Annotated in this window: 27 protein-coding genes and 4 tRNA genes; 14 read left to right on the top strand and 17 right to left on the bottom strand. The window is 73.1% G+C overall.

Annotation, left to right across the window (positions count from 1 at the left end; genetic code table 11):
* Window positions 1–25 precede the first annotated feature (25 nt).
* The 3 genes from ACFP6A_RS08025 to ACFP6A_RS08015 form a co-directional block, all read right to left on the bottom strand.
* Complete coding sequence (locus ACFP6A_RS08025) at window positions 26–301, bottom strand: DUF2277 domain-containing protein (RefSeq protein ID WP_379602984.1); 276 nt, start codon at window positions 299–301, stop codon at window positions 26–28.
* Window positions 302–342: 41 nt separating this feature from the next.
* The gene (locus tag ACFP6A_RS08020) at window positions 343–1,677 is read right to left on the bottom strand and encodes a DUF222 domain-containing protein (protein ID WP_379602983.1); all 1,335 of its coding nucleotides are present in this window, start codon (window positions 1,675–1,677) and stop codon (window positions 343–345) included.
* A 63-nt stretch (window positions 1,678–1,740) separates the two neighbouring features.
* Window positions 1,741–2,238 carry a GNAT family N-acetyltransferase gene (locus ACFP6A_RS08015; protein ID WP_379602982.1) on the bottom strand — a complete coding sequence of 166 codons (498 nt, stop codon included), beginning with the start codon at window positions 2,236–2,238 and terminating at the stop codon, window positions 1,741–1,743.
* 66 nt (window positions 2,239–2,304) lie between these two features.
* On the opposite strand from ACFP6A_RS08015, the gene ACFP6A_RS08010 reads away from it, so the two are divergent.
* Window positions 2,305–3,186 carry a phosphoribosylaminoimidazolesuccinocarboxamide synthase gene (locus ACFP6A_RS08010; protein ID WP_379602981.1) on the top strand — a complete coding sequence of 294 codons (882 nt, stop codon included), beginning with the start codon at window positions 2,305–2,307 and terminating at the stop codon, window positions 3,184–3,186.
* Here the strand turns inward: ACFP6A_RS08010 and ACFP6A_RS08005 are convergent.
* A complete protein-coding gene (locus ACFP6A_RS08005) occupies window positions 3,164–3,826 on the bottom strand; it encodes an MBL fold metallo-hydrolase (RefSeq protein WP_379602980.1) in 663 nt (220 codons plus the stop codon). The genes ACFP6A_RS08010 and ACFP6A_RS08005 overlap by 23 nt on opposite strands.
* Before the next feature lie 71 nt (window positions 3,827–3,897).
* Between ACFP6A_RS08005 and purS the strand changes: the two genes are divergently transcribed.
* Genes purS through purL form a run of 3 tightly spaced genes read left to right on the top strand, consistent with a single transcriptional unit; the run spans window position 3,898 to window position 7,120 of the window.
* On the top strand, window positions 3,898–4,161 hold the full coding sequence (gene purS, locus ACFP6A_RS08000; RefSeq protein WP_379602979.1) for a phosphoribosylformylglycinamidine synthase subunit PurS: 264 nt from the start codon (window positions 3,898–3,900) through the stop codon (window positions 4,159–4,161).
* Window positions 4,161–4,844 carry a phosphoribosylformylglycinamidine synthase subunit PurQ gene (gene purQ / locus ACFP6A_RS07995; RefSeq protein ID WP_379602978.1) on the top strand — a complete coding sequence of 228 codons (684 nt, stop codon included), beginning with the start codon at window positions 4,161–4,163 and terminating at the stop codon, window positions 4,842–4,844. The genes purS and purQ overlap by 1 nt, the downstream gene beginning before the upstream one ends.
* Entirely contained in the window at window positions 4,841–7,120 is a 2,280-nt protein-coding gene (purL, locus tag ACFP6A_RS07990) for a phosphoribosylformylglycinamidine synthase subunit PurL (RefSeq protein WP_379602977.1), read from the top strand. Before purQ ends, purL begins: the two co-directional genes overlap by 4 nt.
* Window positions 7,121–7,513: 393 nt before the next feature.
* On the opposite strand, the gene ACFP6A_RS07985 is transcribed toward purL, so the two are convergent.
* The gene (locus tag ACFP6A_RS07985; RefSeq protein ID WP_379602976.1) at window positions 7,514–8,542 is read right to left on the bottom strand and encodes a zinc-dependent alcohol dehydrogenase family protein; all 1,029 of its coding nucleotides are present in this window, start codon (window positions 8,540–8,542) and stop codon (window positions 7,514–7,516) included.
* Window positions 8,543–8,588: 46 nt separating this feature from the next.
* On the opposite strand from ACFP6A_RS07985, the gene ACFP6A_RS07980 reads away from it, so the two are divergent.
* Together ACFP6A_RS07980 and ACFP6A_RS07975 are read left to right on the top strand one after the other, a co-directional pair.
* A complete protein-coding gene (locus ACFP6A_RS07980; RefSeq protein ID WP_379602975.1) occupies window positions 8,589–8,981 on the top strand; it encodes a sterol carrier family protein in 393 nt (130 codons plus the stop codon).
* The gene (locus tag ACFP6A_RS07975) at window positions 8,978–9,235 is read left to right on the top strand and encodes a hypothetical protein (protein WP_379602974.1); all 258 of its coding nucleotides are present in this window, start codon (window positions 8,978–8,980) and stop codon (window positions 9,233–9,235) included. The genes ACFP6A_RS07980 and ACFP6A_RS07975 overlap by 4 nt, the downstream gene beginning before the upstream one ends.
* A 16-nt stretch (window positions 9,236–9,251) precedes the next feature.
* On the opposite strand, the gene ACFP6A_RS07970 is transcribed toward ACFP6A_RS07975, so the two are convergent.
* A complete protein-coding gene (locus ACFP6A_RS07970) occupies window positions 9,252–9,875 on the bottom strand; it encodes a hypothetical protein (RefSeq protein WP_379602973.1) in 624 nt (207 codons plus the stop codon).
* An 80-nt stretch (window positions 9,876–9,955) separates the two neighbouring features.
* Here ACFP6A_RS07970 and purF point away from each other — a divergent pair, with 80 nt between their 5' ends.
* Together purF and purM are read left to right on the top strand one after the other, a co-directional pair.
* Window positions 9,956–11,422: an amidophosphoribosyltransferase gene (gene purF / locus ACFP6A_RS07965; RefSeq protein ID WP_379603227.1), complete on the top strand. Its 1,467-nt coding sequence runs from the start codon at window positions 9,956–9,958 to the stop codon at window positions 11,420–11,422.
* Window positions 11,423–11,513: 91 nt separating this feature from the next.
* On the top strand, window positions 11,514–12,629 hold the full coding sequence (gene purM, locus ACFP6A_RS07960; RefSeq protein ID WP_379603226.1) for a phosphoribosylformylglycinamidine cyclo-ligase: 1,116 nt from the start codon (window positions 11,514–11,516) through the stop codon (window positions 12,627–12,629).
* 22 nt (window positions 12,630–12,651) lie between these two features.
* On the opposite strand, the gene ACFP6A_RS07955 is transcribed toward purM, so the two are convergent.
* Together ACFP6A_RS07955 and ACFP6A_RS07950 are read right to left on the bottom strand one after the other, a co-directional pair.
* Window positions 12,652–12,924 carry a DUF3073 domain-containing protein gene (locus tag ACFP6A_RS07955; protein WP_379602972.1) on the bottom strand — a complete coding sequence of 91 codons (273 nt, stop codon included), beginning with the start codon at window positions 12,922–12,924 and terminating at the stop codon, window positions 12,652–12,654.
* Between the two features lie 84 nt (window positions 12,925–13,008).
* Complete coding sequence (locus tag ACFP6A_RS07950; RefSeq protein WP_379603225.1) at window positions 13,009–14,043, bottom strand: Glu/Leu/Phe/Val dehydrogenase dimerization domain-containing protein; 1,035 nt, start codon at window positions 14,041–14,043, stop codon at window positions 13,009–13,011.
* 368 nt (window positions 14,044–14,411) lie between these two features.
* On the opposite strand from ACFP6A_RS07950, the gene ACFP6A_RS07945 reads away from it, so the two are divergent.
* Window positions 14,412–14,636 (top strand): BldC family transcriptional regulator, encoded by a 225-nt coding sequence (locus tag ACFP6A_RS07945; RefSeq protein WP_379602971.1) that lies wholly within the window; start codon window positions 14,412–14,414, stop codon window positions 14,634–14,636.
* A gap of 72 nt (window positions 14,637–14,708) precedes the next feature.
* Here ACFP6A_RS07945 and ACFP6A_RS07940 read toward each other — a convergent pair.
* The 3 genes from ACFP6A_RS07940 to ACFP6A_RS07930 all read right to left on the bottom strand — a co-directional run bounded on the left by ACFP6A_RS07940 (window position 14,709) and on the right by ACFP6A_RS07930 (window position 15,041).
* Window positions 14,709–14,785: transfer RNA gene (locus ACFP6A_RS07940), tRNA-Phe, on the bottom strand.
* A gap of 31 nt (window positions 14,786–14,816) precedes the next feature.
* Window positions 14,817–14,890 (bottom strand) — tRNA-Asp (locus ACFP6A_RS07935).
* A 78-nt stretch (window positions 14,891–14,968) separates the two neighbouring features.
* Window positions 14,969–15,041, bottom strand: a tRNA-Glu gene (locus tag ACFP6A_RS07930).
* A 144-nt stretch (window positions 15,042–15,185) separates the two neighbouring features.
* Between ACFP6A_RS07930 and ACFP6A_RS07925 the strand changes: the two genes are divergently transcribed.
* A complete protein-coding gene (locus tag ACFP6A_RS07925; protein WP_379603224.1) occupies window positions 15,186–15,530 on the top strand; it encodes a metallopeptidase family protein in 345 nt (114 codons plus the stop codon).
* Between the two features lie 5 nt (window positions 15,531–15,535).
* Here ACFP6A_RS07925 and ACFP6A_RS07920 read toward each other — a convergent pair whose 3' ends face one another.
* Window positions 15,536–16,558 (bottom strand): DNA topoisomerase IB, encoded by a 1,023-nt coding sequence (locus ACFP6A_RS07920; protein ID WP_379602970.1) that lies wholly within the window; start codon window positions 16,556–16,558, stop codon window positions 15,536–15,538.
* Window positions 16,559–16,605: 47 nt separating this feature from the next.
* On the opposite strand from ACFP6A_RS07920, the gene ACFP6A_RS07915 reads away from it, so the two are divergent.
* Window positions 16,606–16,959 (top strand): hypothetical protein, encoded by a 354-nt coding sequence (locus tag ACFP6A_RS07915; RefSeq protein WP_379602969.1) that lies wholly within the window; start codon window positions 16,606–16,608, stop codon window positions 16,957–16,959.
* Window positions 16,960–17,048: 89 nt separating this feature from the next.
* On the opposite strand, the gene ACFP6A_RS07910 is transcribed toward ACFP6A_RS07915, so the two are convergent.
* Entirely contained in the window at window positions 17,049–17,468 is a 420-nt protein-coding gene (locus ACFP6A_RS07910) for a ChaB family protein (RefSeq protein ID WP_379602968.1), read from the bottom strand.
* 198 nt (window positions 17,469–17,666) lie between these two features.
* Between ACFP6A_RS07910 and ACFP6A_RS07905 the strand changes: the two genes are divergently transcribed.
* Complete coding sequence (locus ACFP6A_RS07905) at window positions 17,667–18,260, top strand: CueP family metal-binding protein (RefSeq protein ID WP_379602967.1); 594 nt, start codon at window positions 17,667–17,669, stop codon at window positions 18,258–18,260.
* Window positions 18,261–18,459: 199 nt separating this feature from the next.
* On the opposite strand, the gene ACFP6A_RS07900 is transcribed toward ACFP6A_RS07905, so the two are convergent.
* Window positions 18,460–18,780 carry a nucleotidyltransferase family protein gene (locus tag ACFP6A_RS07900; RefSeq protein ID WP_379602966.1) on the bottom strand — a complete coding sequence of 107 codons (321 nt, stop codon included), beginning with the start codon at window positions 18,778–18,780 and terminating at the stop codon, window positions 18,460–18,462.
* 275 nt (window positions 18,781–19,055) lie between these two features.
* On the opposite strand from ACFP6A_RS07900, the gene ACFP6A_RS07895 reads away from it, so the two are divergent.
* Window positions 19,056–19,763, top strand: a complete 708-nt coding sequence (locus tag ACFP6A_RS07895) for a class I SAM-dependent methyltransferase (protein ID WP_379602965.1) — start codon at window positions 19,056–19,058, stop codon at window positions 19,761–19,763.
* 118 nt (window positions 19,764–19,881) lie between these two features.
* Window positions 19,882–20,031, top strand: coding sequence for a hypothetical protein (locus ACFP6A_RS07890; RefSeq protein ID WP_379602964.1), 150 nt, complete (start codon window positions 19,882–19,884; stop codon window positions 20,029–20,031).
* A gap of 2 nt (window positions 20,032–20,033) precedes the next feature.
* Here ACFP6A_RS07890 and ACFP6A_RS07885 read toward each other — a convergent pair.
* The 3 genes from ACFP6A_RS07885 to ACFP6A_RS07875 form a co-directional block, all read right to left on the bottom strand.
* Window positions 20,034–20,106, bottom strand: a tRNA-Lys gene (locus tag ACFP6A_RS07885).
* A gap of 61 nt (window positions 20,107–20,167) precedes the next feature.
* Window positions 20,168–21,157: an MFS transporter gene (locus ACFP6A_RS07880; RefSeq protein ID WP_379602963.1), complete on the bottom strand. Its 990-nt coding sequence runs from the start codon at window positions 21,155–21,157 to the stop codon at window positions 20,168–20,170.
* A gap of 291 nt (window positions 21,158–21,448) precedes the next feature.
* On the bottom strand, window positions 21,449–23,062 hold the full coding sequence (locus ACFP6A_RS07875; RefSeq protein WP_379602962.1) for a peptide chain release factor 3: 1,614 nt from the start codon (window positions 23,060–23,062) through the stop codon (window positions 21,449–21,451).
* Between the last annotated feature and the right edge of the window lie 51 nt (window positions 23,063–23,113).

Raw genomic sequence — 23,113 nt, 5'->3', positions numbered from 1 at the left:
TCCCCGAGGAGTCGATCACAGCACGTCAGCCGCGGGAGCGGCCACCGGTTGGGCCGGATGTGGCAAGGCGGCGGAGCGGCGGCTCGGTCGCGGGAGGCTGGCGCCGCTCGGGGAGCTCCGCGAGCAGCTCGGTGGTCGCCTGGGCGATCTGCTGGACGGCGCGGTCGACTGCGTCCTGGGTTCGGGGTGAGAGCGACGACAGGCCGCCGACCTTGCGCACGTACTGCAGCGCGGCAGCGCTGATCTCCTCCTGGGTGGCAGGGGGCTCCAGCCCTCGGAGGGCGGTGATGTTGCGGCACATGGAACCGAGGCTACGGCTGAACCGAGGCTATGGCTGCTCTCTCATGTCAGCGACGGTCTCAGGTGGGGGTTGCGCCCCAGCCACCGAGTGACGAGGCGGTCGAGGGCTGGTTGCCAGGGAGGTGGTGGGACGTGGGGTGATCGCCCGTCGGGCGGGTGCCAGACGACCGTGGTGCCGACGAGCTCGCCGCGCCAGCCCTGCCGGTGCACCAGGCGGTGGTGGAAGCCGCACAGGCAGCAGCCGTTGCGTTCGCTGGTGGGCCCGCCGCTGCGGTAGGAGGTCAGGTGGTGCAGGTCGCACCAGGAGGCGGGCCGGGTGCAGCCGCCGAAGGTGCATCCGCGGTCGCGTTCGATGATCGCGGCGCGGATCCGCGGCGGGAACGCGTACACCGTCTGGCCGACGTCCAGTGGCTGGCCGGCGCCGTCGACCAGGACCGGGACGACCTCGCCGTCGCAGGCCAGCATCCGCACCGTCTCCAGGCTGACGGGGTGCCCGCAGGACAGCGTTCCGCCGTCCACACCGGGCACGCCTGGTCCGACCAGCAGCGCCGGCAGCGTGGTGGACACCACGAGCCGGGGCCGGGGCCGGGCGGCCGGCTCGCCGTCCCTGCCGGCAAGAGCCCGTTCGCAGATGTGCACCAGTGCATCGGCCAGGCGCTGGCGGGCCGGGCGCTGGTCCGGGACGCCGTCGACCGCCGGGTGCGGTGCGGCGTGCGCGGTCAGCGCGTCGTGCACGCTCTGCCCGGCGACCGGGTCCAGCGTGCCGGAGAGCCACCAGGTGCCGTCGTCGTCCTGGGTCATCGCGAACGCGTTCGTGCGGGTCTGGGCGTCCTCGTCGCGGGCCATCTGGTCGTCGGCGCCGGGGTCCAGCCGGGCGCGCAGCCGGTGCCCGACGCGGGCTAGGCGCCGCGGGTCCAGGGTCTCGGCGTGCTCCAGGAGGAACTGCTCTGCCTCGGCCCGGGTGACGTCGTCCACCCCCGGCGCCAGCCGGTCGATCGTGCGGTGCACCACTTGGGCGTGGTCCAGGGTGATCGCTCCGGCCGACAGCCGGCCTGCGGTGACGGTCAGCGGCCCGTCCAGCGCGGCGGCCAGCGCCACCCGGGCACCGGCCTTCTCCGGGCGGGTGTTGGTCGCGTGGGCGGACCACTCCGCCGTGCTTGCCGCCCCCGACGGCGCTCCCACGTCCCGCCGGTCGGCCTCGGCCAGCAGCCGCAGCCGCGCTGCCTCCAACGTGGAGGCGACCGCCTCCAGCGTCACCACCGCGTCACGCACCTGCGCGTCCGAGCAGCGCCACCACTGAGCCCCGGCCGCCTCGATCACGGCGCGCTGCACCTCGGCGACCACTTCGCCGGGATGCGGGGCCGTTCCCTCGACCATGACTCGAACATACATTCGACCGCCGACAGTCCGCTCCCGTCGTCCACAGGAGAGGCGGACCGGTCAGCTACTGGTCGGAACCCAGAAGCGCAGCCGCTCCCCCACCGAGTCGGTGGCCACCCCGCCGCACGCCTCGATGATCCGGCGCGAGGCGACGTTGGTCCGAGAGCACGTCAGGAGCGCCGGGTCGACGCCCAGCCCATGAGCCACCGGCAGGGCCTTTCGCAGCATGAGAAGGCCGTAGCCCTGGCGCCGTCTCGACGGCTTGACCTCGTACCCGATGTGGCCGCCGTACGTAGTGAGCCTCTCCGTCAACCGGTGCCGGATCGACACCCGTCCGAGCCACTCATCGCCGTCCATCAGCCACAAGGTCGTGGATGGTACGAGCCCGAGCGGCGCCATGACTTCCTCCAGTCGCTCGCGGCGGGTCTGCTCCACGAACGCGTCGAAGGTGTCAGGCTCGCCAAGATCGTCAGGGTCCAGGTCCAGATGAAGGCCCTCCGCCTGAAGCTCGCGCAGTGCTGCCACGAAGGACTCTCGTAGCCCACCGTTCGGCTCCACCAACTCCACCCTCGCCAGCCTGCCACCGACACAGGCCTGCCACCGACACGTGGAAGGATCACCCGCGTGACGCCCGCCACCGCACCACCCGCCCTCCCCGGCTGGCGGCACCTCTACTCCGGCAAGGTCCGTGACCTCTACGTCGACGAGAGCGACGACTCCCGCGTCCTCGTCGTCGCCAGCGACCGGATCAGCGCGTACGACCACGTGCTCGCCACTCCCATCCCGGACAAGGGCTCGATCCTCACCGCGCTGACGCTGTGGTGGCTCGAACGCCTCGACGTGCCGAACCACCTGCTCAGCACCGACGTCCCGGCCGCGGTCGCCGGCCGCGCCATGGTCTGCAGGCGGCTCGAGATGGTGCCGGTCGAGTGCGTCGCCCGCGGCTACCTCACCGGCTCGGGGCTCGCGGACTACCGCGCCACCGGGGCGGTCTGCGGCGTCGAGCTGCCGCCAGGTCTGGACGACGGCAGCCGGCTGGAGGCGCCGATCTTCACCCCGGCGACGAAGGCCGCGCTCGGTGAGCACGACGAGAACGTCACCTTCGCCGTCGTCGCCTCCCAGGTCGGCGCCGAGCTGGCCGAGCGGCTCCGCCGCCTCACGCTCGACGTCTACGCCACCGCCGAGGCGCTCGCCCGCGACCGGGGCGTCATCGTCGCGGACACCAAGCTGGAGTTCGGCTTCGACCCCGACGGCGTCCTCACCCTCGGCGACGAGGTGCTGACCCCGGACTCGAGCCGGTTCTGGCCGGCCGACCAGTGGCGGCCGGGGCGCGCCCAGCCCAGCTTCGACAAGCAGTACGTGCGGGACTGGCTGACCAGCCCGGCGTCCGGCTGGGACCGGGCGTCCGACGTCCCGCCCCCGCCCTTGCCGGACGACGTCGTCGAGCGGACCCGCGCCCGTTACGTCGAAGCCTACGAGCGGATCACCGGTCGCCGCTGGCGCTGAGCCGGACGGCGCCCTGACCGCGCAGGTCGCGGACCTCACCCCCGCCGTACGCGGCGAGCTGGCGCAGGTACAGGCCGCGGCCGGTCTCGTTGAGCAGCCCGTCGTGGACCGGCACGAGCGTCGGCGCTCCCACTGCGCGGGCGAACGCCGCGGTCTCCTTGAACGCGCACCACGGGGCGTTCAGCGGGACGGCCAGCACGTCGACGCCGTCCGGGACGTCCTCGTAGGCGTCGCCCGGGTGGAACAGCGTCGGCTCCCCGTCGGCGGACAGCAGCAGTCCGACGTTGCCGATCCGGGGGATCTCCGGGTGGATCTCGGCGTGCCGGCCACCGCGGCCGGTGACCGTCAGTTCCCCGACCTGCACCTCGTCACCGGGGTGCAGCGGCTCGGCGGCGATGCCGACCTTGACCATCTCGGCCGCCAGGGCCGGCTCGGTGAGCAGTCGTGCCTCCCCGTTCGCCTCCAGCAGCTGTGGGAGCTTCTCCTCGTCGACGTGGTCCGGGTGGGCGTGGGTGATCAGGACGGCGTCGAGTCCGGTGAGCGTCTCCCAGCCGGTGGCGAAGGTGCCAGGGTCGATGAGCACCCGGGCCCCGGCGGACTCGACGAGCAGGCAGGCGTGGCCGATGTGCGTGACGCGCATGGGACCACCCTGCCCCCCGCCCGGTAGCCTGAGCAACGCCCCGCCCCTCCTCCTCCCCGGAGCGCCTCACCATGGGACGTGTCGTCGTCGACGTCATGCCGAAGCCAGAGATCCTCGACCCCCAGGGCAAGGCGGTGGCCGCCGCGTTGGCCCGGCTGGGGTACGGCCAGTTCACCGGCGTCCGCCAGGGGAAGCGGTTCGAGCTCGAGGTGGACGGCGAGGTCACCGACGAGCACCTGGCCGCGGCGCGGGACGCCGCGGCCACCCTGCTGAGCAACCCCGTCATCGAGGACGTCGTCCGGGTGGCGGCCGAGCAGGTCCGGGCCGGCCGCTGATGCGGGTCGGCGTCGTCACCTTCCCCGGATCCCTGGACGACCGGGACGCCGCCCGTGCCGTCCGCGCCGCCGGCACCGAACCGGTGCCGCTGTGGCACGGGGACGACGACCTGCGAGGCGTCGACGCCGTCGTCCTGCCGGGCGGGTTCTCCTACGGCGACTACCTGCGCTGCGGGGCCATCGCCCGGTTCGCCCCGGTGATGGAGCCGCTGGTGCGCGCCGCCGAGGGCGGGCTGCCGGTGCTGGGCATCTGCAACGGGTTCCAGGTGCTGTGCGAGGCGCACCTGCTGCCAGGGGCGTTGATCCGCAACGACTCCCGGTTGTTCGTCTGCACCGACCAGCGGCTGCGCGTGGAGCGGGTGGACACCCCGTGGACGAACGGGTTCACTGCCGGGGAGGAGATCGTCGTCCCGCTGAAGAACGGTGAGGGCGGCTACGTCGCCGACGAACGGACCCTCGACCAGCTCGAGGACGAGGGGCGGGTCGTCGTCCGCTACCTCGGCGGCAACCCCAACGGCTCCTACCGTGACATCGCCGGCGTCAGCAACGCCCGCGGCAACGTCGTCGGCCTCATGCCGCACCCCGAGCACGCCATCGACGACGTCTTCGGCCCGGGCGCGGACGGCCTGCGGTTCTTCACCTCCCTCGTCGGCGCCGCGCTCGAGCAGGCGGTGTCCGCGTGAGCGGGGTCGACACGGTGGCCGTCGCCGCCGCCACCCCGGACGTCGAGCAGCCGTTCACCGAGCTGGGCCTCACCGAGGACGAGTACGGCCGGATCCGGGAGATCCTCGGCCGCCGACCGACGTCCGCCGAGCTGGCGATGTACTCGGTGATGTGGAGCGAGCACTGCTCCTACAAGTCCTCCAAGGTGCACCTGCGCCAGTTCGGCGAGAAGACCACCGACGAGATGCGCGCCAGGCTGCTCGTCGGCATCGGGGAGAACGCCGGCGTCGTCGACATCGGGGACGGCTGGGCGGTCACGTTCAAGGTGGAGAGCCACAACCACCCCTCGTTCGTCGAGCCGTACCAGGGCGCGGCCACCGGCGTCGGTGGCATCGTCCGCGACATCCTGGCGATGGGGGCCCGCCCGGTCGCCGTGATGGACCAGCTGCGGTTCGGCGCGATCGACCACCCGGACACGGCCCGCGTCGTCCACGGCGTCGTCGCCGGCGTCGGCGGCTACGGCAACTGCCTCGGCCTGCCGAACATCGGCGGGGAGGTGGTCTTCGACCCCGTCTACCAGGGCAACCCGCTCGTCAACGCACTGTGCGTCGGCGCCCTGCGCCACGAGGACCTGCACGTCTCGGCCGCCACCGGCGCCGGCAACCTCGTCGTCCTGTTCGGCGCCCGCACCGGCGGCGACGGCATCGGCGGCGTCTCGGTGCTCGCCTCGGAGACCTTCGAGGAGAGCGGGCCGAGCAAGCGGCCGAGCGTCCAGGTCGGGGACCCCTTCGCCGAGAAGGTGCTCATCGAGTGCTGCCTCGAGCTGTACCAGGCCGGCGTCGTCGTCGGCATCCAGGACCTCGGCGGCGCCGGGCTCTCCTGCGCGACGAGCGAGATGGCCAGCAACGGCGGGACCGGCATGCGGGTCCGCCTCGACGCTGTGCCGCTGCGGGACCCCTCGCTGGCGCCCGAGGAGATCCTCATGTCCGAGTCCCAGGAACGGATGATGGCCGTCGTCCGGCCGCAGGACGCCGAGCGCTTCCTGGAGATCACCCGCAAGTGGGACGTCGAGGCGACCGTCATCGGCGAGGTCACCGACGACGACCGGCTCGTCGTCACCTGGCACGGGGACGTCGTCGTCGACGCCCCGCCGCGCAGCGTCGCCCACGAGGGCCCGGTCTACAACCGGCCGTTCGCCCGCCCCGCCGAGCTCGACGTCCTGCAGGCCGACCGGGCCGAGTCCCTGCCCCGCCCCACCACCGGCGAGGAGCTGCGCGCGACGCTGCTGCGCCTCGCCGGCTCCGCCAACCTGGCCGACCGGTCCTGGGTCACCGACCAGTACGACCGGTACGTGCTCGGCAACACCGCCCTGGCCATGCCGGACGACGCCGGCGTCGTCCGGGTGGACGAGGAGACCGGCCGCGGGGTCGCCCTGGCCACCGACTGCAACGGCCGCTACGTCCGGCTCGACCCGTACGCGGGCGCGCAGGCGGCGCTCGCCGAGGCCTACCGCAACGTCGCGACCGCCGGTGCCACCCCGATCGCCGTCACCGACTGCCTGAACTTCGGTTCACCGGAGGACCCGGGCGTGATGTGGCAGTTCGACGAGGCCGTCCGCGGCCTGGCCGACGGCTGCCGCGTCCTCGGCGTCCCGGTCACCGGCGGCAACGTCTCCTTCTACAACCAGACCGGGGACACCCCGATCCACCCCACCCCGGTGGTCGGCGTCCTCGGCGTGATGGACGACGTCACCCGGCGGACGCCGTCCGGCTGGGGCGCCGAGGGGCTGGCCCTGTACCTGCTGGGGACCACCCGGGAGGAGCTGTCCGGCTCGGAGTGGGCGTGGGTGGAGCACGGGCACCTCGGGGGCCGGCCACCAGTGGTCGACCTGGACGCCGAGCGGCGGCTCGGGGAGATCCTCGTCAACGCCTCGCGGGACGGCCTGCTGGACGCCGCGCACGACCTGTCCGACGGCGGGCTGGGGCAGGCGCTCGTGGAGGCGTCGCTGCGGTTCGGCGTCGGCGCCCGGGTCTGGCTGGACGAGGTGTGCGAGCGCGACGGCGTCGACCCGTTCGTCGCGCTGTTCGCGGAGTCCGCGGCCCGCGTGCTGGTCGCGGTGCCGCGCAGCGAAGAGGTGCGGTTCACCGACATGTGCAGCGCCCGCCGCTTCCCGCACGCGCGGATCGGGGTCACCGACGACTCCGGGGTCCTCGAGGTGCAGGGGCAGTTCGAGGTGCCGCTGGAGGAGCTGCGCGCGGCGTGGCAGTCGACGCTGCCCGCCGCCTTCGCCGACTGACCTCCCCCTCCGCGATCACTCGACAATCCCCTCGTCGTGATCAGTCGAAATGCCCTGTCGGTGATCAGTCGAAGTACCCTGTTGGTGATCATGCAATCCCGCCACCCACAGCGCGCGCCCACTCAACCCTTATTGGTGATCATGCAATCCCGCCACCCAGCGGCCACCCGACAGCGCCCACCCGTCTACGCACAGAATGCTGGGTTGGCGGCGCGACACGCCGCTACAGCTGTGTCGAATCCAGCATTCTGTGACCCTGCGGGTGGCGGGATTGCATGATCACGGGGAGGGGCGTGCGGGGTGGCGGGATTGCATGATCACGGGGAGGGGCGTGCGGGGTGGCGGGATTGCATGATCACGGGGAGGGGCGTGCGGGGTGGCGGGACTGCATGATCACGGGTGGAGGAGGACCTTGATGGCACGGCGTTCGTGCATGGCCCGGTAGGCCTCGGCGACGTCGTCCAGCGGCAGCTCGAGGTCGAACACGCGGCCTGGGTCGATCGCGCCGGACCACACGTCGTCCAGCAGCCGGGACAGGTAGGCCCGGACCGGGGCCACCCCGCCACGCAGCGCGACGTTGCGACTGAACATGTCCCGGACCGGCACCTCGACGCCGTGCGGGATGCCGACGAACCCCACCGTGCCACCGGGGCGCACCGCCGCGAACGCCTGCTCCATCGCCGGACCGGTGCCGACGCACTCCAGCACGGAGTCGGCGCCGGTGCCACCGGTGAGGTCGAGCACCTCCGCCGCCCCCTCGGCGCCGCGGGACTCGACGACGTCGGTCGCGCCGAACGCGCGGGCCAGCTCCTGGCGGGGCGCGTGCCGGCTCATCGCGATGATCCGCTCGGCACCCATCCGGGAGGCCGCGAGCACGCCGCACAGGCCGACCGCCCCGTCCCCGACGACGGCGACCGTGCCGCCCTCCCGGACCCCCGCCGCCAGGGCCGCGTGCCACCCGGTGCCCATGACGTCGGAGAGGGTCAGCAGCGAGGGCACGAGCGCGTCGTCCGGGACCTCGGGGGTGGCCACGAGGGTGCCGTCGGCGAGCGGCACCCGGGCCCATTCGCCCTGGCAGGCGTCGGTGTCCCTGCCCCACGCCAGGTCCTGGCGGCACGAGGTCTGGACGCCGTTGCGGCAGTGGTCGCACACGCCACAGCTGATCGCGAACGGCGCGATGACGAAGTCGCCCGGGCGGACGGTGCGGACGGCGTCGCCGACCTCCTCGACGACGCCGACCATCCCGTGCCCGATCCGGCGCGGTGCGCTGACCCGGCTCTCCCCGCGGTAGGGCCACAGGTCCGAGCCGCAGACGCAGGTCGCGGTGATCCGGACGACGGCGTCGGTGGGCTGCTCGACGACGGGGTCCGGCACCTCGACCAGCCGGACGTCGAACGGGGCGTGGATCTCGGTGGCGCGCACGGTCCTCATCCTGCCCGGACAGGCGGAACTGGCACGATCCGGGGTCGTGCCACCTCGCCGCCGCACCGACCCGGACGCCGGGCGGGCCGCCGTCCGGGCCTGGCTCACCGACCCCGGGCTCGTCGACCGGTCCACCCTGGGCGTCGCCGTCCGCTGGACCCTGGAGCAGCTCGCGGACGCCGTCCCCGGCCGCAGCGTCGAGGTGCGGGTGCCGCCGTTCGGTGTCGTCCAGTGCGTCGAGGGACCCCGGCACACCCGGGGGACGCCGCCCAACGTCGTGGAGACCGACCCGGCGACGTGGCTGGCGCTGGCCACCGGCCGGCTCACCTGGGCGCAGGCGGTCACCGAGGGCCGGGTCAGCGCGTCGGGGCAGCGCGCCGACCTGACCGGCGCCCTGCCCGTCGCAGCCGCCGCGGCGCTGGGTACCGTCGAGCCGTGAGCCAGCGTGAGCCGACACCCGAGGAGCTGCGGGACGCCGTCCGCGGGCGTCGCCGGCGCGAGCCCCGGTACGTGGCGTTCCTCGTCACCGGCGCGGTCGTCGGGGTGGTCGCGGCCGCGCTGCTGACGTTCCTGGGGGACCCGGGGCAGCAGTACACCCGCGGGTCGCTGTTCGGCTACCTCGCGACGATTCTCGGCGTGCTCGGCGGACTGGCGGCGGGAGCCGTCGCCGTCCTGCTCGCCCGGCGGGACTGACCCGCCGCCCCGCAGGTCAGCGGACGGGCAGGACGAGCTCGTCGCCGGACCGCTCGAACCCGACCCGGGTGAAGTAGTCGTCGGCGTCGGTCATCCGGTGGTTGGCGACCAGCCGCCGGAAGCCCAGCTCGGAGAGGCGACCCCCGCGGCGGTACACGAACTTGCCGACGGAGAAGTCCCGGAACCGGGGCAGCACGTAGTCGAGCTCGACCCGGGCGGTGCCGTCCCCGGCGTCGGACAGCAGGACGACGCCGACGGTCTCGGTCTCCCGCAGGACGAGGAACGCCCAGCGGCCGGGGGCCGCGCCGTCCCAGACGAACCCCGGGTTGTGGAGCTCGATGTCGTCGGCGTGCCGGCGCAGCACGTACCGCAGGTAGTCCTCGGTCGGCCCCACCTCGACGACCTCGTAGGTGGTCTCGTCGTCGCGGGTCCCCAGCAGCCGGGACAGGTGGTAGATGTTGATCACCGCGATCGCGACGTTGACCGCGGCCATCGGCCACACGCCGATCAGGGCGTTGTAGACGACGAGCACGAGCGACGCGACGAGGTTGAAGGTCCGGAACCGCAGCACGCGGGTCTGCCACAGCGACCAGACGAGCAGCGCGGAACCGGCCCAGCCGACGACCTCGAGCCATGCCATGGGCCGCGATCGTAGGCGCCGTCCCGCTCGGTTGCCCGCCCGGCCTGTGCGACGATGAGGCCGTGGCCCGCGGCGACGGCATGCTGACCCACGACCTGTTCCCCGGCGAGAAGGGGCCGCAGGACGCGTGCGGTGTCTTCGGCGTGTGGGCGCCCGGCGAGGAGGTCGCCAAGCTCACCTACTTCGGCCTCTACGCGCTGCAGCACCGCGGGCAGGAGTCCGCGGGCATCGCGACGAGCAACGGCCGGCAGATCCTCGTCTACAAGGACATGGGCCTGGTGTCGCAGGTGTTCGACGAGGCCGCTCTCGGGTCGCTGCAGGGGCACGTCGGGATCGGGCACACCCGGTACTCCACGACCGGGGCGAGCCGGTGGGAGAACGCCCAGCCGACGCTCGGCGCCACCGCCGGCGGGACGGTGGCCCTCGCGCACAACGGCAACCTGACGAACACCCACGAGCTGCGGGACCTCGTCGAGGAGCTCTACGGGCGGGCGGCCCGCGGCGAGCTGGCCCGCGGCAACACGACCGACACCGCGCTCGTCACCGCGCTGTTCGCCGGGGACCCCGACCACACCCTCGAGGCGACCGCGCTGGAGGTCCTGCCGCGGCTGCGTGGTGCCTTCAGCCTCGTGTTCATGGACGAGCAGACCCTCTACGCCGCCCGAGACCCGCACGGCATCCGGCCACTGGTCCTCGGCCGCCTGGAGCGGGGCTGGGTGGTGGCCAGCGAGACCGCCGCCCTCGACATCGTCGGCGCGAGCGTCGTCCGGGAGGTCGAGCCCGGTGAGCTGATCGCGGTGGACGCCGAGGGGCTGCGCGCCACCCGCTTCGCCGAGCCGACGCCGACCGGGTGCGTCTTCGAGTACGTCTACCTGGCCCGGCCCGACACGACCATCGCCGGGCGCGCCGTCCACGAGGCGCGGGTGGAGATGGGCCGGCGGCTGGCCGCCGAGCACCCGGTCGAGGCGGACCTCGTCATCCCCACCCCCGAGTCCGGGACGCCGGCCGCGATCGGTTACGCGGAGGCCTCCGGCATCCCGTACGGGCAGGGCCTGGTGAAGAACGCCTACGTCGGGCGGACCTTCATCCAGCCGAGCCAGACGATCCGCCAGCTCGGCATCCGGCTCAAGCTCAACCCGCTGCGGGACGTCATCCGGGGCAAGCGGCTCGTCGTCGTCGACGACTCCATCGTGCGCGGCAACACCCAGCGGGCGCTGGTGCGGATGCTGCGGGAGGCCGGGGCGGCGGAGGTGCACGTGCGGATCTCCTCGCCACCGGTGCGCTGGCCCTGCTTCTACGGCATCGACTTCGCCAGCCGGGCGGAGCTGATCGCCTCCGGCCTCGGCGTCGAGGAGGTGCGCGCCAGCATCGGCGCGGACTCCCTCGGCTACGTGTCGCTCGACGGCATGATCGCGGCGTCCGGCCAGTCCGCGGACCGGCTGTGCACCGCCTGCTTCACCGGCAGCTACCCGGTGCAGATCCCCGTCGACGAGCCGCTGGCGCGTCAGCTGCCCGGGCAGGAGGAGCTGCCCCTGGTGGCTGGGTAGGCTCGACCGGGTGGGCCACCACCAGCACGGCAACCACCAGCGCGGCAACCACCAGCACGGCAACCACCAGCACGACGCCGCTGCCGCACCCGTGACCTACGCCGGTGCCGGCGTCGACGTCGAGGCCGGCGACCGGGCGGTCGAGCTGATGAAGGCCTCGGTGGCCCGCACCCACGGGCCGGAGGTGCTCGGCGGGGTCGGCGGTTTCGCGGGGCTGTTCGACGCGAGCCGGCTGCTGGGCATGCGCCGCCCCCTGCTGGCCACCAGCACCGACGGCGTCGGCACCAAGGTTGCCGTCGCCCAGGCCCTGGACCGGCACGACACGATCGGGTTCGACCTCGTCGGGATGGTCGTCGACGACATCGTCGTGTGCGGCGCCGAGCCGCTGTTCATGACCGACTACGTGGCGACCGGGCGGGTCGTACCCGAGCGGGTCGCCGCGATCGTCGACGGCATCGCCCGCGCCTGCGCGCAGGTGGGCTGCGCGCTGGTCGGCGGGGAGACCGCCGAGCACCCCGGCCTGCTCGCGCCGCACGAGTACGACCTGGCCGGCGCGGCCACCGGCGTCGTCGAGGCCGACGACCTGCTCGGGCCCCACCGGGTCCGGGACGGCGACGTGCTCGTCGCGATGGCCTCCTCCGGGCTGCACTCCAACGGCTACTCCCTGGTGCGCCGGGTGCTCGAGGTCGCCGGCTGGGGCTACGACCGGTACGTCGCCGAGCTGGGCCGCACGGTCGGGGAGGAGCTGCTCGAGCCGACCCGGCTGTACACCCGACCGTGCCTGGACGTCGTCCGGGACCCGGAGTGCGCGGTCCACGCCCTCACCCACGTCACCGGCGGCGGGCTGGCCGCCAACCTCGCCCGGGTGCTGCCCGCGCACCTCGACGCGACCGTCGACCGGTCCACCTGGACCCCGCCGCCGGTGTTCGCGGTGGTCCGGGACCTGGGGTCGGTGCCCCAGCCGGACCTGGAGCGCACGCTCAACCTCGGCGTGGGCATGGTCGCCGTCGTCGCCCCGGACGGCGTGACCCGGACGGTCGAGCGGCTGCAGGCGGCCGGCGTCCCGGCCTGGGTGCTGGGTCAGGTGGGCGCGGCCCAGGACGGCGGGGACGGCGGGGACGCCGGGACGGACACGGACATGGTCCGGGGGGCCAAGGGGGTGCACGGAGGCGGGGTGCGGCTCGAGAGCACGCACCCCGGTTGGTGACCCGTCCGGTCAGACGACAGCGTCAGCTGTTGCCGGCCGCCCAGCGGTCGTACGGGTCGTAGGAGTCGTCGTCCTCCTCCTCGGTGCCCGTGGCCACGTCGTCCTGCTCCGGGGCAGAGCCCTCACCCCGGCTGGCCAGCTCGCGCTGCAACGCCTCGTAGTCCGTCTCCGGGCTGTAGTACTTCAGCGCCCGGGCGACCTTGGTCTGCTTGGCCTTCTGACGGCCGCGCCCCATGGCGTCGACCCCCTCATGCGTCGTCCCGGAGCGGGCTCGGTGGCGGCCCCGGAGGCTCATCTGTTCTCCGGTGGAACGGTACAGCGTCCCCGGGTGTTCCGGCACATCAGGGGGTGGCGGCCCGCCGACGTGGGCCGGCGAGGGTCAGCGGCGGGTCCAGATCCGGCCGAGCGAGCCGACCTGCGCCATCCGCTGCTCGGCCAGGTGGTCGGCCGCGGCGGCCGGGGTGGTGCCCTGCTCCTGCGCGGTGCGCAGCACCCGCAGGGTCGCCTCGAAGATCTGCCCGGCCCGCTGCCGGGCCCGGTCGAAGGAGAACCCGTGCAGCTCGTCGGCGACCTGGATCACGCCGCCGGAGTTCACCAGGTAGTCCGGGCAGTACAGCACCCCGGCGGCCGCCAGGGTGTCGGCGATCCCGTCGTGGGCGAGCTGGTTGTTCGCCGCGCCGCACACGACGGCGGCCCGCAGCACGCCGGCGACCTCGTCGTCCAGGGCGCCGCCCAGCGCGCACGGGGCGTACACGTCGAGGTCGGTGCGGACGAGCTCGCCGGTGTCCTGGACGGCGTCCACCTGGGGGAACCGCCGCTGGACGTCCTGCACCGCGCGCTCGTCGACGTCCGTGACGACGATCTCGGCGCCCTCGGCGGCGAGGTGCTCCACCAGGTGCCGGCCGACCTTGCCGACGCCGGCGACCCCGACCCGGCGGCCGGCGAGGCTCGCCGCGCCCCAGCGGAACTCCGCGGCCGCGCGCATCCCCTGGTAGACGCCGTAGGCGGTCAGCACGCTGGAGTCCCCGGCGCCGCCGTCGGCCTCGCTGCGACCGGTGGCGAAGTCGGTCTCCCGGGCCACGACGTCCATGTCCGCCACGTAGGTGCCGACGTCGCAGGCGGTGTAGTAGCGCCCGCCGAGAGACTGCACGAAGCGGCCGTAGGCGCGCAGCAGCGCCTCGGTCTTGTCGGTGGCCGGGTCGCCGATGATGACTGCCTTGCCGCCGCCGTGGTCCAGGCCGGCGAGGGCGTTCTTGTACGCCATCCCCTTGCTCAGGGCCAGGACGTCGGTGAGGGCCTGCGCCTCGGACTCGTAGGGGTAGAAGCGGGTCCCGCCCAGGGCCGGTCCCAGCGCCGTGGAGTAGATGCCGATGATCGCCCGCAGCCCGGTGCGCTCGTCGGAGCAGAACACCACCTGCTCGTGCCCGGTGCCGCGGTCGAGGACGACGGCGCCCTCGGCGTGTCGGCTGGGCCGGGGGTCGGTGGTGGCGGTCGGGCTGGGTGCAGCGGTCACGGTGGTGACTCCTCCTCGGATCCCCCGGGTCGCGGGGAGCCCCTCGCCCTTGAGGGGCCGCTGACAGCCTAGGTGGTGACTGCGCGTAGTGAGGCGGTCAGCACATGTTGTAGTCACCGTGCGCGGGGGATAGTCCGTTCGTGCTATAGCGAGGTGGTGGAAGTCCGGCGACAATGGTGGAGTCCGACATGTTCTCCCCACTGGTTGTGAGCGGCCTGTCCCCTTCAGTCCCCTCGGCCGACCACGGAGAGCGACGATAAGGAGATGCCATGACCACCCGCGGCACTGACAACCGCCTGCGCGACGCGGAGGCCCTGCTCACCCCGGCGGAGGTCGCCGCTCTGTTCCGGGTCGACCCCAAGACGGTCACCCGCTGGGCGAAGGCCGGCAAGCTGTCGTCCATCCGCACCCTCGGCGGCCACCGCCGCTACCGGGAGTCCGAGGTGCGGTCCCTGCTGGAGGGCATCCCGCAGCAGCGCCAGCACAGCGAGTGAGTTCCTCACGCACGAACGGGCCCGCAGCCGGAGTGGCTGACGGGCCCGTTCGTGACGTTCATGGAGGGTGTGTGGTGGCCAGGGGCGGGGTCGAACCGCCGACCTTCCGATTTTCAGTCGGACGCTCGTACCAACTGAGCTACCTGGCCAGTGGCGCTCCGGGAGACCCGGACCGCTGAGCGACCCCGACGGGACTTGAACCCGCGACCTCCGCCGTGACAGGGCGGCGCGCTAACCAACTGCGCTACGGGGCCTTGCGATGGTGCCGAGCAAGGCTACTGCCTGGTGCTGCTGGTGCTGTCTGCGTGGAACCCTAACCGTGCTGCTTGCCGTACCCCCAACGGGATTCGAACCCGCGCTACCGCCTTGAAAGGGCGGCGTCCTAGGCCGCTAGACGATGGGGGCCTTGCTGACAGCCCCTCGCCAGTAGACCAGGACGTCGGACCGTCGAGGACGCCGTCAGCATACGGGCAGGTGGGCCGGATGCCAAAAGGCGGGCCCGGCGCGTGTCCTCGCCCGACATCCGGGGAGGATGCCGTCGTGGTCCAGATGAGCGACGAGGAGTTCGAGGACGCCGTCTCCGACGCCCTCGACCAGGTGCCAGAGGAGCTCACCCGGCTGATGTCGAACGTCGTCGTCCTCGTCGAGGACGAGCCGCCGGCGGAGGAGCCGGACCTCCTGGGCCTCTACGAGGGCACGCCGCTCACCGAGCGCGGCGAGTGGTGGGCCGCCGGGGCGCTGCCGGACCGGATCCTCATCTTCCGCAACCCCACGCTGCGGTTCTGCCGGACCCGCGAGGAGGTGGTCGAGGAGGTCGCCGTGACCGTCGTCCACGAGATCGCCCACCACTTCGGCATCGACGACGACCGGCTGCACGAGCTCGGCTGGGACTGACCGGCTCAGGAGCGCAGCAGCCGCAGCACGGCCCGCTCGATCGCCCCGTGGGTGGCCGGCTCGCCGAACGCCGCCCCCTCGCCGAGCCGGCTGAGGGCCGGCTCGATCGTGCGGCCGTCCTCGTACAGGTCGACGAGACGCGGGTCCACGTAGGACGCCCGGGCCACCGCGGGGGTGTTGCCGAGGTACTCGCTCACCTCCCGCATCGCCCGGGCCACCGCCCGCTTGCGGGCCGTGGGCGACGACGCGGCGCGGCTGGAGACGGCCAGGGCCACGGCCGCCAGCACGGTGCCGTGCCAGGTGCGGAAGTCCTTGGCGGACACCTCGCCGCCGACGACGTCCTTGACGTAGGCGTTGATGTCCGCGCTGGTCACGTCGACCCAGCGCCGTCCGCTGCGGTAGGCCAGCAGCTCCTCCCCGCCGCCGCGGCGCCGGCGCAGGGCCTGCACGACCTCCCGGACCGGCTCGTCGGCGAGGGCGACGAGCCGCTGCCGGCCGGACTTGGCGACGTACTCGAAGACCACCTGCTCGCCCTCGACCCGGCAGTGCTGCTTGCCGATCGTGGCCAGGCCGTAGCTGCCGTTGGCCTCCGCGTAGGCCTCGCCGCCGATCCGGAAGAACCCGAGGTCGAGCAGCCGGAACGCGGCGGCGAGGACCCGCTCGGCCGGCATCCCGTCGAGAGCCAGGTGCTCGGCGACGCGGCGCCGGGCCCGGGGCAGCCGGGCCGCGACGTCGAGCACCCGGTCGTGCTTGGCCTCGTCGCGCTGCTGGCGCCACACCGGGTGGTAGAGGTACTGGCGACGGCCCGCGTCGTCGGTGCCGACTGCCTGGATGTGCCCGTTCGGGTGCGGGCAGATCCACACCTGCCGCCACGCCGGGGGGATGACGAGCTCGCGGCACCGGGCCGCCTGCTCCGGGGGCAGCCGGTCGCCGTTCTCGTCGAGGTAGACGAACCCGCGCCCGGCTCGGCGACGGGTCCACCCCGGGGAGCTCGGAGACACCCGGCGAAGTCGCGGCACAGACCGCATGCTGCGGCACACTGGCCAGGACCGCACCCCGGCCGAGGAGGAACGCCGTGGACGACCTCGACGTCGCGCTGCTGCGGGCTCGCGCGATGGTGCTGCACGACGTCCAGGCCCGCACCGGCGACGCCGACGACGTGACCGAGCTCGTCGACGTGGTCGAGGACGCGGTCGCCGCCCGGCGGTGGTGGGTTCAGCAGTGGCCGGACGGCGCCGGGTACGTGGCCGGGATGGTCGCTCAGGACGTGCAGGACCGGCTGCTGGAGACCGAGGGGCGGTGGCCGACCTGCGCGGTGCACACCGACGAGCCGCTCGAGCTGGACCCACCGGTGGCCGCCGACCCGTGGTGGGTGTGCGAGCACGGGTGCGGGCGGGTGGCGCCGCTCGGGGCGCTGCCACCCGCCTGAACGTGCCGCCTCAACCGGACGCGGCCCCGGACGCCGACATGGAGAACCTCAACCCGCGCGAGGGCTGAGCGTCGCCGAGCGGTCGGGGATCAGTCCCGGGCGTCCCGGCTGGCCTTGTCGTTGGCCTTGCGGATCGCCTCGACGAGCTCGTCCTTGGACATCGACGAACGGCCCCGGACGTCGAGGCGCTGGGCGATCTCGTAGAGGTGCTCCTTGGTGGCGTTCGCGTCGACGCCGCCCGCGGTCTCCCGGCCGGTGTCCCGACCGCCCTCGGCCTGGGCGTCCGACGGTCCGGGGGAGTCCTTGGGCTCCCAGTGGTCGCCGACCTTCTCGTAGCTGTGCTTGAGCGCCGAGTACGCCGTCCGGTGGGCCCGTTCGCCCTCGCCGTACTCCTCGGCGGCGGCATCGTGCGCCTTGGTGAAGGTGCGCTGGGCCTTCTTCGGGGAGCGCTTCAGGGTGTCGGGCAACTCGCTGCGCTTCGGGTCGCCCCTCTTCGTCGTCTTCGGCACGGTGCTCACCTCCAGGTGCGGTCGGTCCGTGCTCCCTCCACTGTCGCGCGGCAGCGCGGGGCCGCAACTTGAGCAACCGGGCCGGCGGGACGGCGGGCCGGCGTCGACGGGATGCAGGTGGGGACCAAGGGCCCGGCGCGGGTTCGCACCGGGTCTGCCTACCCTCGTGGGGTCGTACCACCAGAGAGGAAGACGCCCGTGCGCCACCGCCACCACCTGACCACCGTCGCCGCGCTGTCCGCGCTGCTCGTCGCCGGCTGCTCGTCGTCCGCGGAGCCGGAGGCGTCCGGCACCTCCGGGGCCGGGACGGACGTCGAGCTGCTCGCCGATCACGACCTGGACGGCCGCAGCCCGGTGGAGATCATCGACCACCTGGAGACCCTCGAGGGTGAGGAGCGGCCGTCCACGCTGATGGCGTCGGTGCGTCCGGACGAGCTGCTGCTGACCGGCTCGGGCGGCACCGAGGTCGGGCTCGAGCTGCCCGACGACCGCTTCTACGTGTCGATCGCCCCGTACGTGCAGCAGACCCACGAGTGCTTCTACCACTCGCTCACCACCTGCCAGGGCGAGCTCGCCGGTCAGGACGTCGACGTCCGGATCACCGACGACGAGACCGGTGAGGTGCTCGTCGAGGAGACCCGGACCGTGGAGGGCAACGGCTTCGTCGGCTTCTGGCTACCGCGCGACCTCGACGGGACGCTGGAGGTCGACTACGACGGGCTCTCCGCCGAGGCCGACCTGCGGACCGACGCCGAGGCGCCCACCTGCGTGACGACGCTGCAGCTCACCTGACGGGGAGGCGCAACCCGTCCGGCCCCACACCCGGGTGATCGCCGCCCCAGGAGGAGTCGCGACCGGTTCCGGGCCGGACGACGTCCGGAGGGGGATGCGACTCCTCCCCAGGTGGCGATCAGCGATGGCCTGGCATGCCAAGGTTGCGCAGCACGATCGCGTTGAGGATGTCGGCGAACCGTTCTGCATCTCCAGCGGGTCACACGGCCACCGAGTCGGCGAGAGCACGTGCAGAAACCTCACTGCGCAGCAGCGACGCGGCCACGACGTCCACGCGAGTTCCCAGGACCTCGCTCAGTTCCTCGGCGATGCCGGCAAGCCGAAGCAGCTCGTTCCCTCCGCCTGGCATGAGATCGACCAGGAGGTCGATGTCGCTCTCGGGTCTTGCGTCGCCGCGCGCCACCGATCCGAAGAGTCGGGGGTTGGTGGCCCGGTAGCGCTTGAGGATCGCGTCGAGGGCGTCGCGATGCGCCAGGATCGCTGCGCGCAGCGATGCACTCTCGGCGGTCTCGATCCTCATGAAACGAGCGTAGTGGTGGCACCCTCTGCCGGCGACGACCTGCGGACGGACGCCGAGGCGCCCACCTGCGTGACCACGCTGCAGCTCACCTGGCGGCCTGGCGCAGCCGGTCCAGCCCTCACCCGGGTGATCGCCGCCGGAGGAGGAGTCGGGACCGGTTCCGGGCCGGACGACGTCCGGAGGGAACGCGACTCCTCCCCAGGTGGCGATCAGGGCCCGCGTGCTCCTGATTGACTCGGCCCCTGAGTGCACCACGCCGGACAGAAGGAGCGACGATGCCCTGGTTCGATGCGCACGCACACGACTACGACGCCTGGTACGACACCGAGCTCGGCAGGTACGTCGACGGTGTGGAGAAGGGTCTGGTCGAGGAGCTGGCGCACCCAGTGGCGGGGGAGTCCGCGCTCGACATCGGCTGCGGCACCGGCAACCACTCCATCTGGCTCGCTGAGAAGGGTCTCGTCGTCACCGGCCTGGACGAGTCCCCGGCGATGCTCGAGGTCGCCGCAGGGAAGACCGCAGGCTCCGACCTCGCCGTCGACTGGGTGCTGGGTGATGCCAGCGCGATGCCGTTCGAGGACGGTCGCTTCGACCTGGTCGTGGCGGTCGCGGCCGTGGAGTTCGTCGACGACCGGGCAGCGGTGCTCCGTGAGGCCTGGCGGGTGCTCAAGCCCGGTGGCCGGCTGGTCCTGGGGCTGCTGACGCGCGACAGCCCCTGGGGCGAGCTCTACCTGCAGGACGCCCGCGACCGGCCGGGCAGTGTCTTCGCCAAGGCCCACCTTTTCACCGAGGACGAGCTCCCAGGTCTGCTCGACGCGCCGTACACCTTGCGCAAGGGGCTCTACCACCCGCCCGACCCGGACCTGGACCGCCGGGTGGCGGAGCACCTGGAGAGAGAGAGCCAGGCGCTTCAGCGGGATCGGGCCGGCTTCTTCGCGGTCCGCTGGCTGAAGGACGTTCGCCGGCTGAAGGAGGAGACGTGATGCCTGCCAGTTGTCGCTCTACCCGCTGGGCACCGGCGACTTCAGTGCCCTGATCAGCGACGCCGTAGCGAGCCTGGAGTCGCTGAAGGAGCGCGGTGCGCGGGTATAGGTGGGCAGCATGAGCACGGTGGTGACCGGCCCGGACGATGTGGTGTGGGAGGCCGTCCGGCTGCTCTTCGACACCGCCGCCGAGAACGGCCAGCGAATCGTTCTGACCGCCACGTTGTCGAACGCGTGCGGCTGCGACGTGACGACCTCGCAAGGCTGAGGTGGGCCCCGTGGGGCTCGAACCCACAACCCGCGGATTAAAAGTCCGCTGCTCTGCCAGTTGAGCTAGAGGCCCCGGCGGGTCAGGGTACGCCCGGGCGGCTGCGGCCGGTCCGTGGACCGCTCCTTCGGACCGCTCACCTCTGGTCGACGTGCAGCGCCCGCACCGCCGGTTCGTTGCCGCGTGGCGGCCGGACGGCCAGTGCGGCGACGGCTACCGCGAGCGGGAGGGCCGCCGTGCCGAGCAGTGCGCCACCGTAGGAGCCGGTGGCCTCGTGGACCACCGCGAACAGCAGCGGCCCGAACGCGGTGGACCCCACGCTGACGGCGTCGACGAAGCCGCGGATCGACCCGAGGTGGGCGGTGCCGAAGTACCGTGGGAACGCGGCGGCCTCGAGCGTGCGGATGCTGCCCCCGGCGGCGCCGATGAGGACACCGAAGACGACGGCGGACCAGCCGGGGCCCACGACGGTACCCGCCACGAGGCCCGCCGCGAGCAGGCCCATGGACGCTGAGGTCACCCAGCGCGGGCTCGTCCGGTCGACGAGGGCACCGGTGGCCAGGGTGGCGGTGAGGGACGCGACGGTCTGCGGGATGAAGTTTTCGGCCGCCTCGACGGGTGACAGGCCCCGCTCCCCGAGCAGGCTGATCTGGTGGAAGGCCACCGCGGTCGACAGCATCCCCGACGCGGCGACCCCGGCGGTGACGACCCAGAAGAACGCGTTGCGCATGGCGACCGCGCGGGTGACCCCATCCGTGTCCGGACGGGCCCCGTGGTCCAGGGGTGCACGGCCGCCGACGTGCTGGCCGACGTCCTGGGGCCGGTCTCGCATCCCCCACAGCGCCAACGGAATCACGACGAGCCAGACCGCGACCCCCTCGACCGCCCAGGCGGTCCGCCACCCCATCCCGGAGATGAGCCGCTCCAGCCCGACAGGCGCCAGCGAGATGCCGGCGGCGCCGACGGCGCTCACCAGGCCCAGGGCGGTCCCACGGCGGCGGGCGAACCACAGCGACGTCGCCGTGGTCGCGACGAGACCCAGGGCACCCTGGCCGGCCAGCCGGATGCCCATGAACCCGGCGGTCAGGCCGACGATGGTGGAGACCGTGGAGAGGCTGACGAGCACCGTGCCGAAACACCGCTCCGACGACGGCCATCATCCTGCGCACCCCGTAGCGGTCGAGGGCTCGGCCCACCCACGGCAGGGTGGCCGCTCCGGTCAGCGTGCCGATGAGGTAGGCGGTGGAGACCGCCGAACGGCTCATCCCGAGGTCGGCGATCATCGGGTCGACGAACGCGGAGACCGCCGCGGTCTGACCCGGCGCAGTGGCGGCGAGCGCGAGCGCCGAGTAGCCGACGATGCGGCGGCCGTAGAAGTCCCGAGGTGTGCGCAGGACGCGCGTGGTGGGGGGTGCGGTCACGCGCTGCGGTCCGCGGCGAGCGGCTCCAGGACCAGACGCGGGTGGTCACGCTGGACCGCGCTGAGCCGCCACGCGTCGGAGAACACTGCCAGCGGCGTGCCGTCGATGCGCCAGAGCACCTCGACGTTGCGCTGGGCGTCCAGCACTTCGACGTCGGTGGGGATGGTCCGGCGGGCGACGGAGTACCCGAGCGGCTCCAGGATGACCGGGGCGTGGAACTCGTGCTCCATCCGGTGGGTGACGACGTCGAACTGCATCGGCCCGACGGCTGCCAGCACCGGAGACTGGTCGCCGCGCCGGTCCGAGCGCAGGACCTGGACGACGCCCTCGGAGTCCAGCTCGGCCATCCCGCGCTGGAACTGCTTGTACCGGCTGACGTCCCGGGCCCTGGCGACGACGAAGTGCTCCGGCGCGAAGGCCGGGATAGGCGGGAAGGTGACCGGCTCGTCGGCGTAGAGCGTGTCGCCGACGTGCAGTGACGAGGCGTTGACGAGGCCGACGACGTCACCTGGCCACGCCTCCTCGGCCCCGGAGCGGTCCGACCCGAACACCTGCTGGGCGTACTTCGTGGAGAAGGACCGCCCGGTGCGGGAGTTGACGACGGCCATTCCGCGTTCGAAGTGCCCGGAGCAGACTCGGACGAAGGCCATCCGGTCCCGGTGGGCTCGGTCCATGCCCGCCTGGACCTTGAACACCTGCCCGCTGAACGGGGCACCGACCGGTCGGGCGTGACCGTCCGCCGCGCGCCGGGCGGAGGGCGCGGGGGCCGAAGCCAGCAGGACGTCGAGGAGCTGGTCGACACCGAAGTTCAGCACCGCGGAGGCGAACAGCACCGGGGTGCTCGCCCCCGCGGCGAAGGTCTCGGGGTCGTGGACGGCGCCGCTCGCCTCGAGCAGGGCCACCTCCTCGACCGCCGTGTGCCAGACGTCGCCCTCGCGCTCGGCGGCCGTCCCGGCGTCCAGCCGATCCTGGGGGGCGCGGGTCGCGCCGCCGGCGGTGCGGCTGAACCGCACGTAGTCACCGGTGCGCCGGTCGAGTACGCCGCGGAAGTCACCGGCGATACCGACCGGCCAGGTGAGCGGCGTTGGCACCATTCCCGTTCGAGACTCGATCTCGTCCATCAGCGCGAGTGCCTCCTGCCCCGGGCGGTCCCACTTGTTGATGACCGTGATCACGGGCAGGCCGCGGTAGGCGCACACGTCGAACAGCTTCATCGTCTGCCGTTCCATGCCCTTGGCGGCGTCGACGAGCATGACCGCGCAGTCGACCGCGGCGAGCACGCGGTAGGTGTCCTCGGAGAAGTCCGCGTGTCCGGGGGTGTCGAGCAGGTTGACGACGTGGTCGCGGTACTCGAACTGCAGTGCTGCCGAGGAGATCGAGATGCCACGGGCGCGTTCCATCTCCTGCCAGTCCGAGACGACTCCGCGGCGTCCGGACTTCGCCTTCACGTGCCCGGCCTCGGCGATGGCGCCGCCATGCAGCGCGAGCGCCTCGGTCAGTGTCGACTTGCCGGCGTCGGGGTGGGAGATGACGGCGAACGTCCGGCGGCGGGCCGCCTGCGCGGTCACGGGGTCGGCTGCGGGTTCGGGGTCGGGGACCTGTGCCGTCACCGGCAGTCCTCCGTCGGGCGAGCACGCCCGTGGCGGGCCAGGTGGACGTCG

It is taken from the genome of Quadrisphaera sp. GCM10027208, assembly GCF_042658805.1.
In the GTDB taxonomy this organism is placed as follows: domain Bacteria; phylum Actinomycetota; class Actinomycetes; order Actinomycetales; family SCSIO-59966; genus SCSIO-59966.
This window is presented reverse-complemented; position numbering and strand designations above follow the sequence as displayed.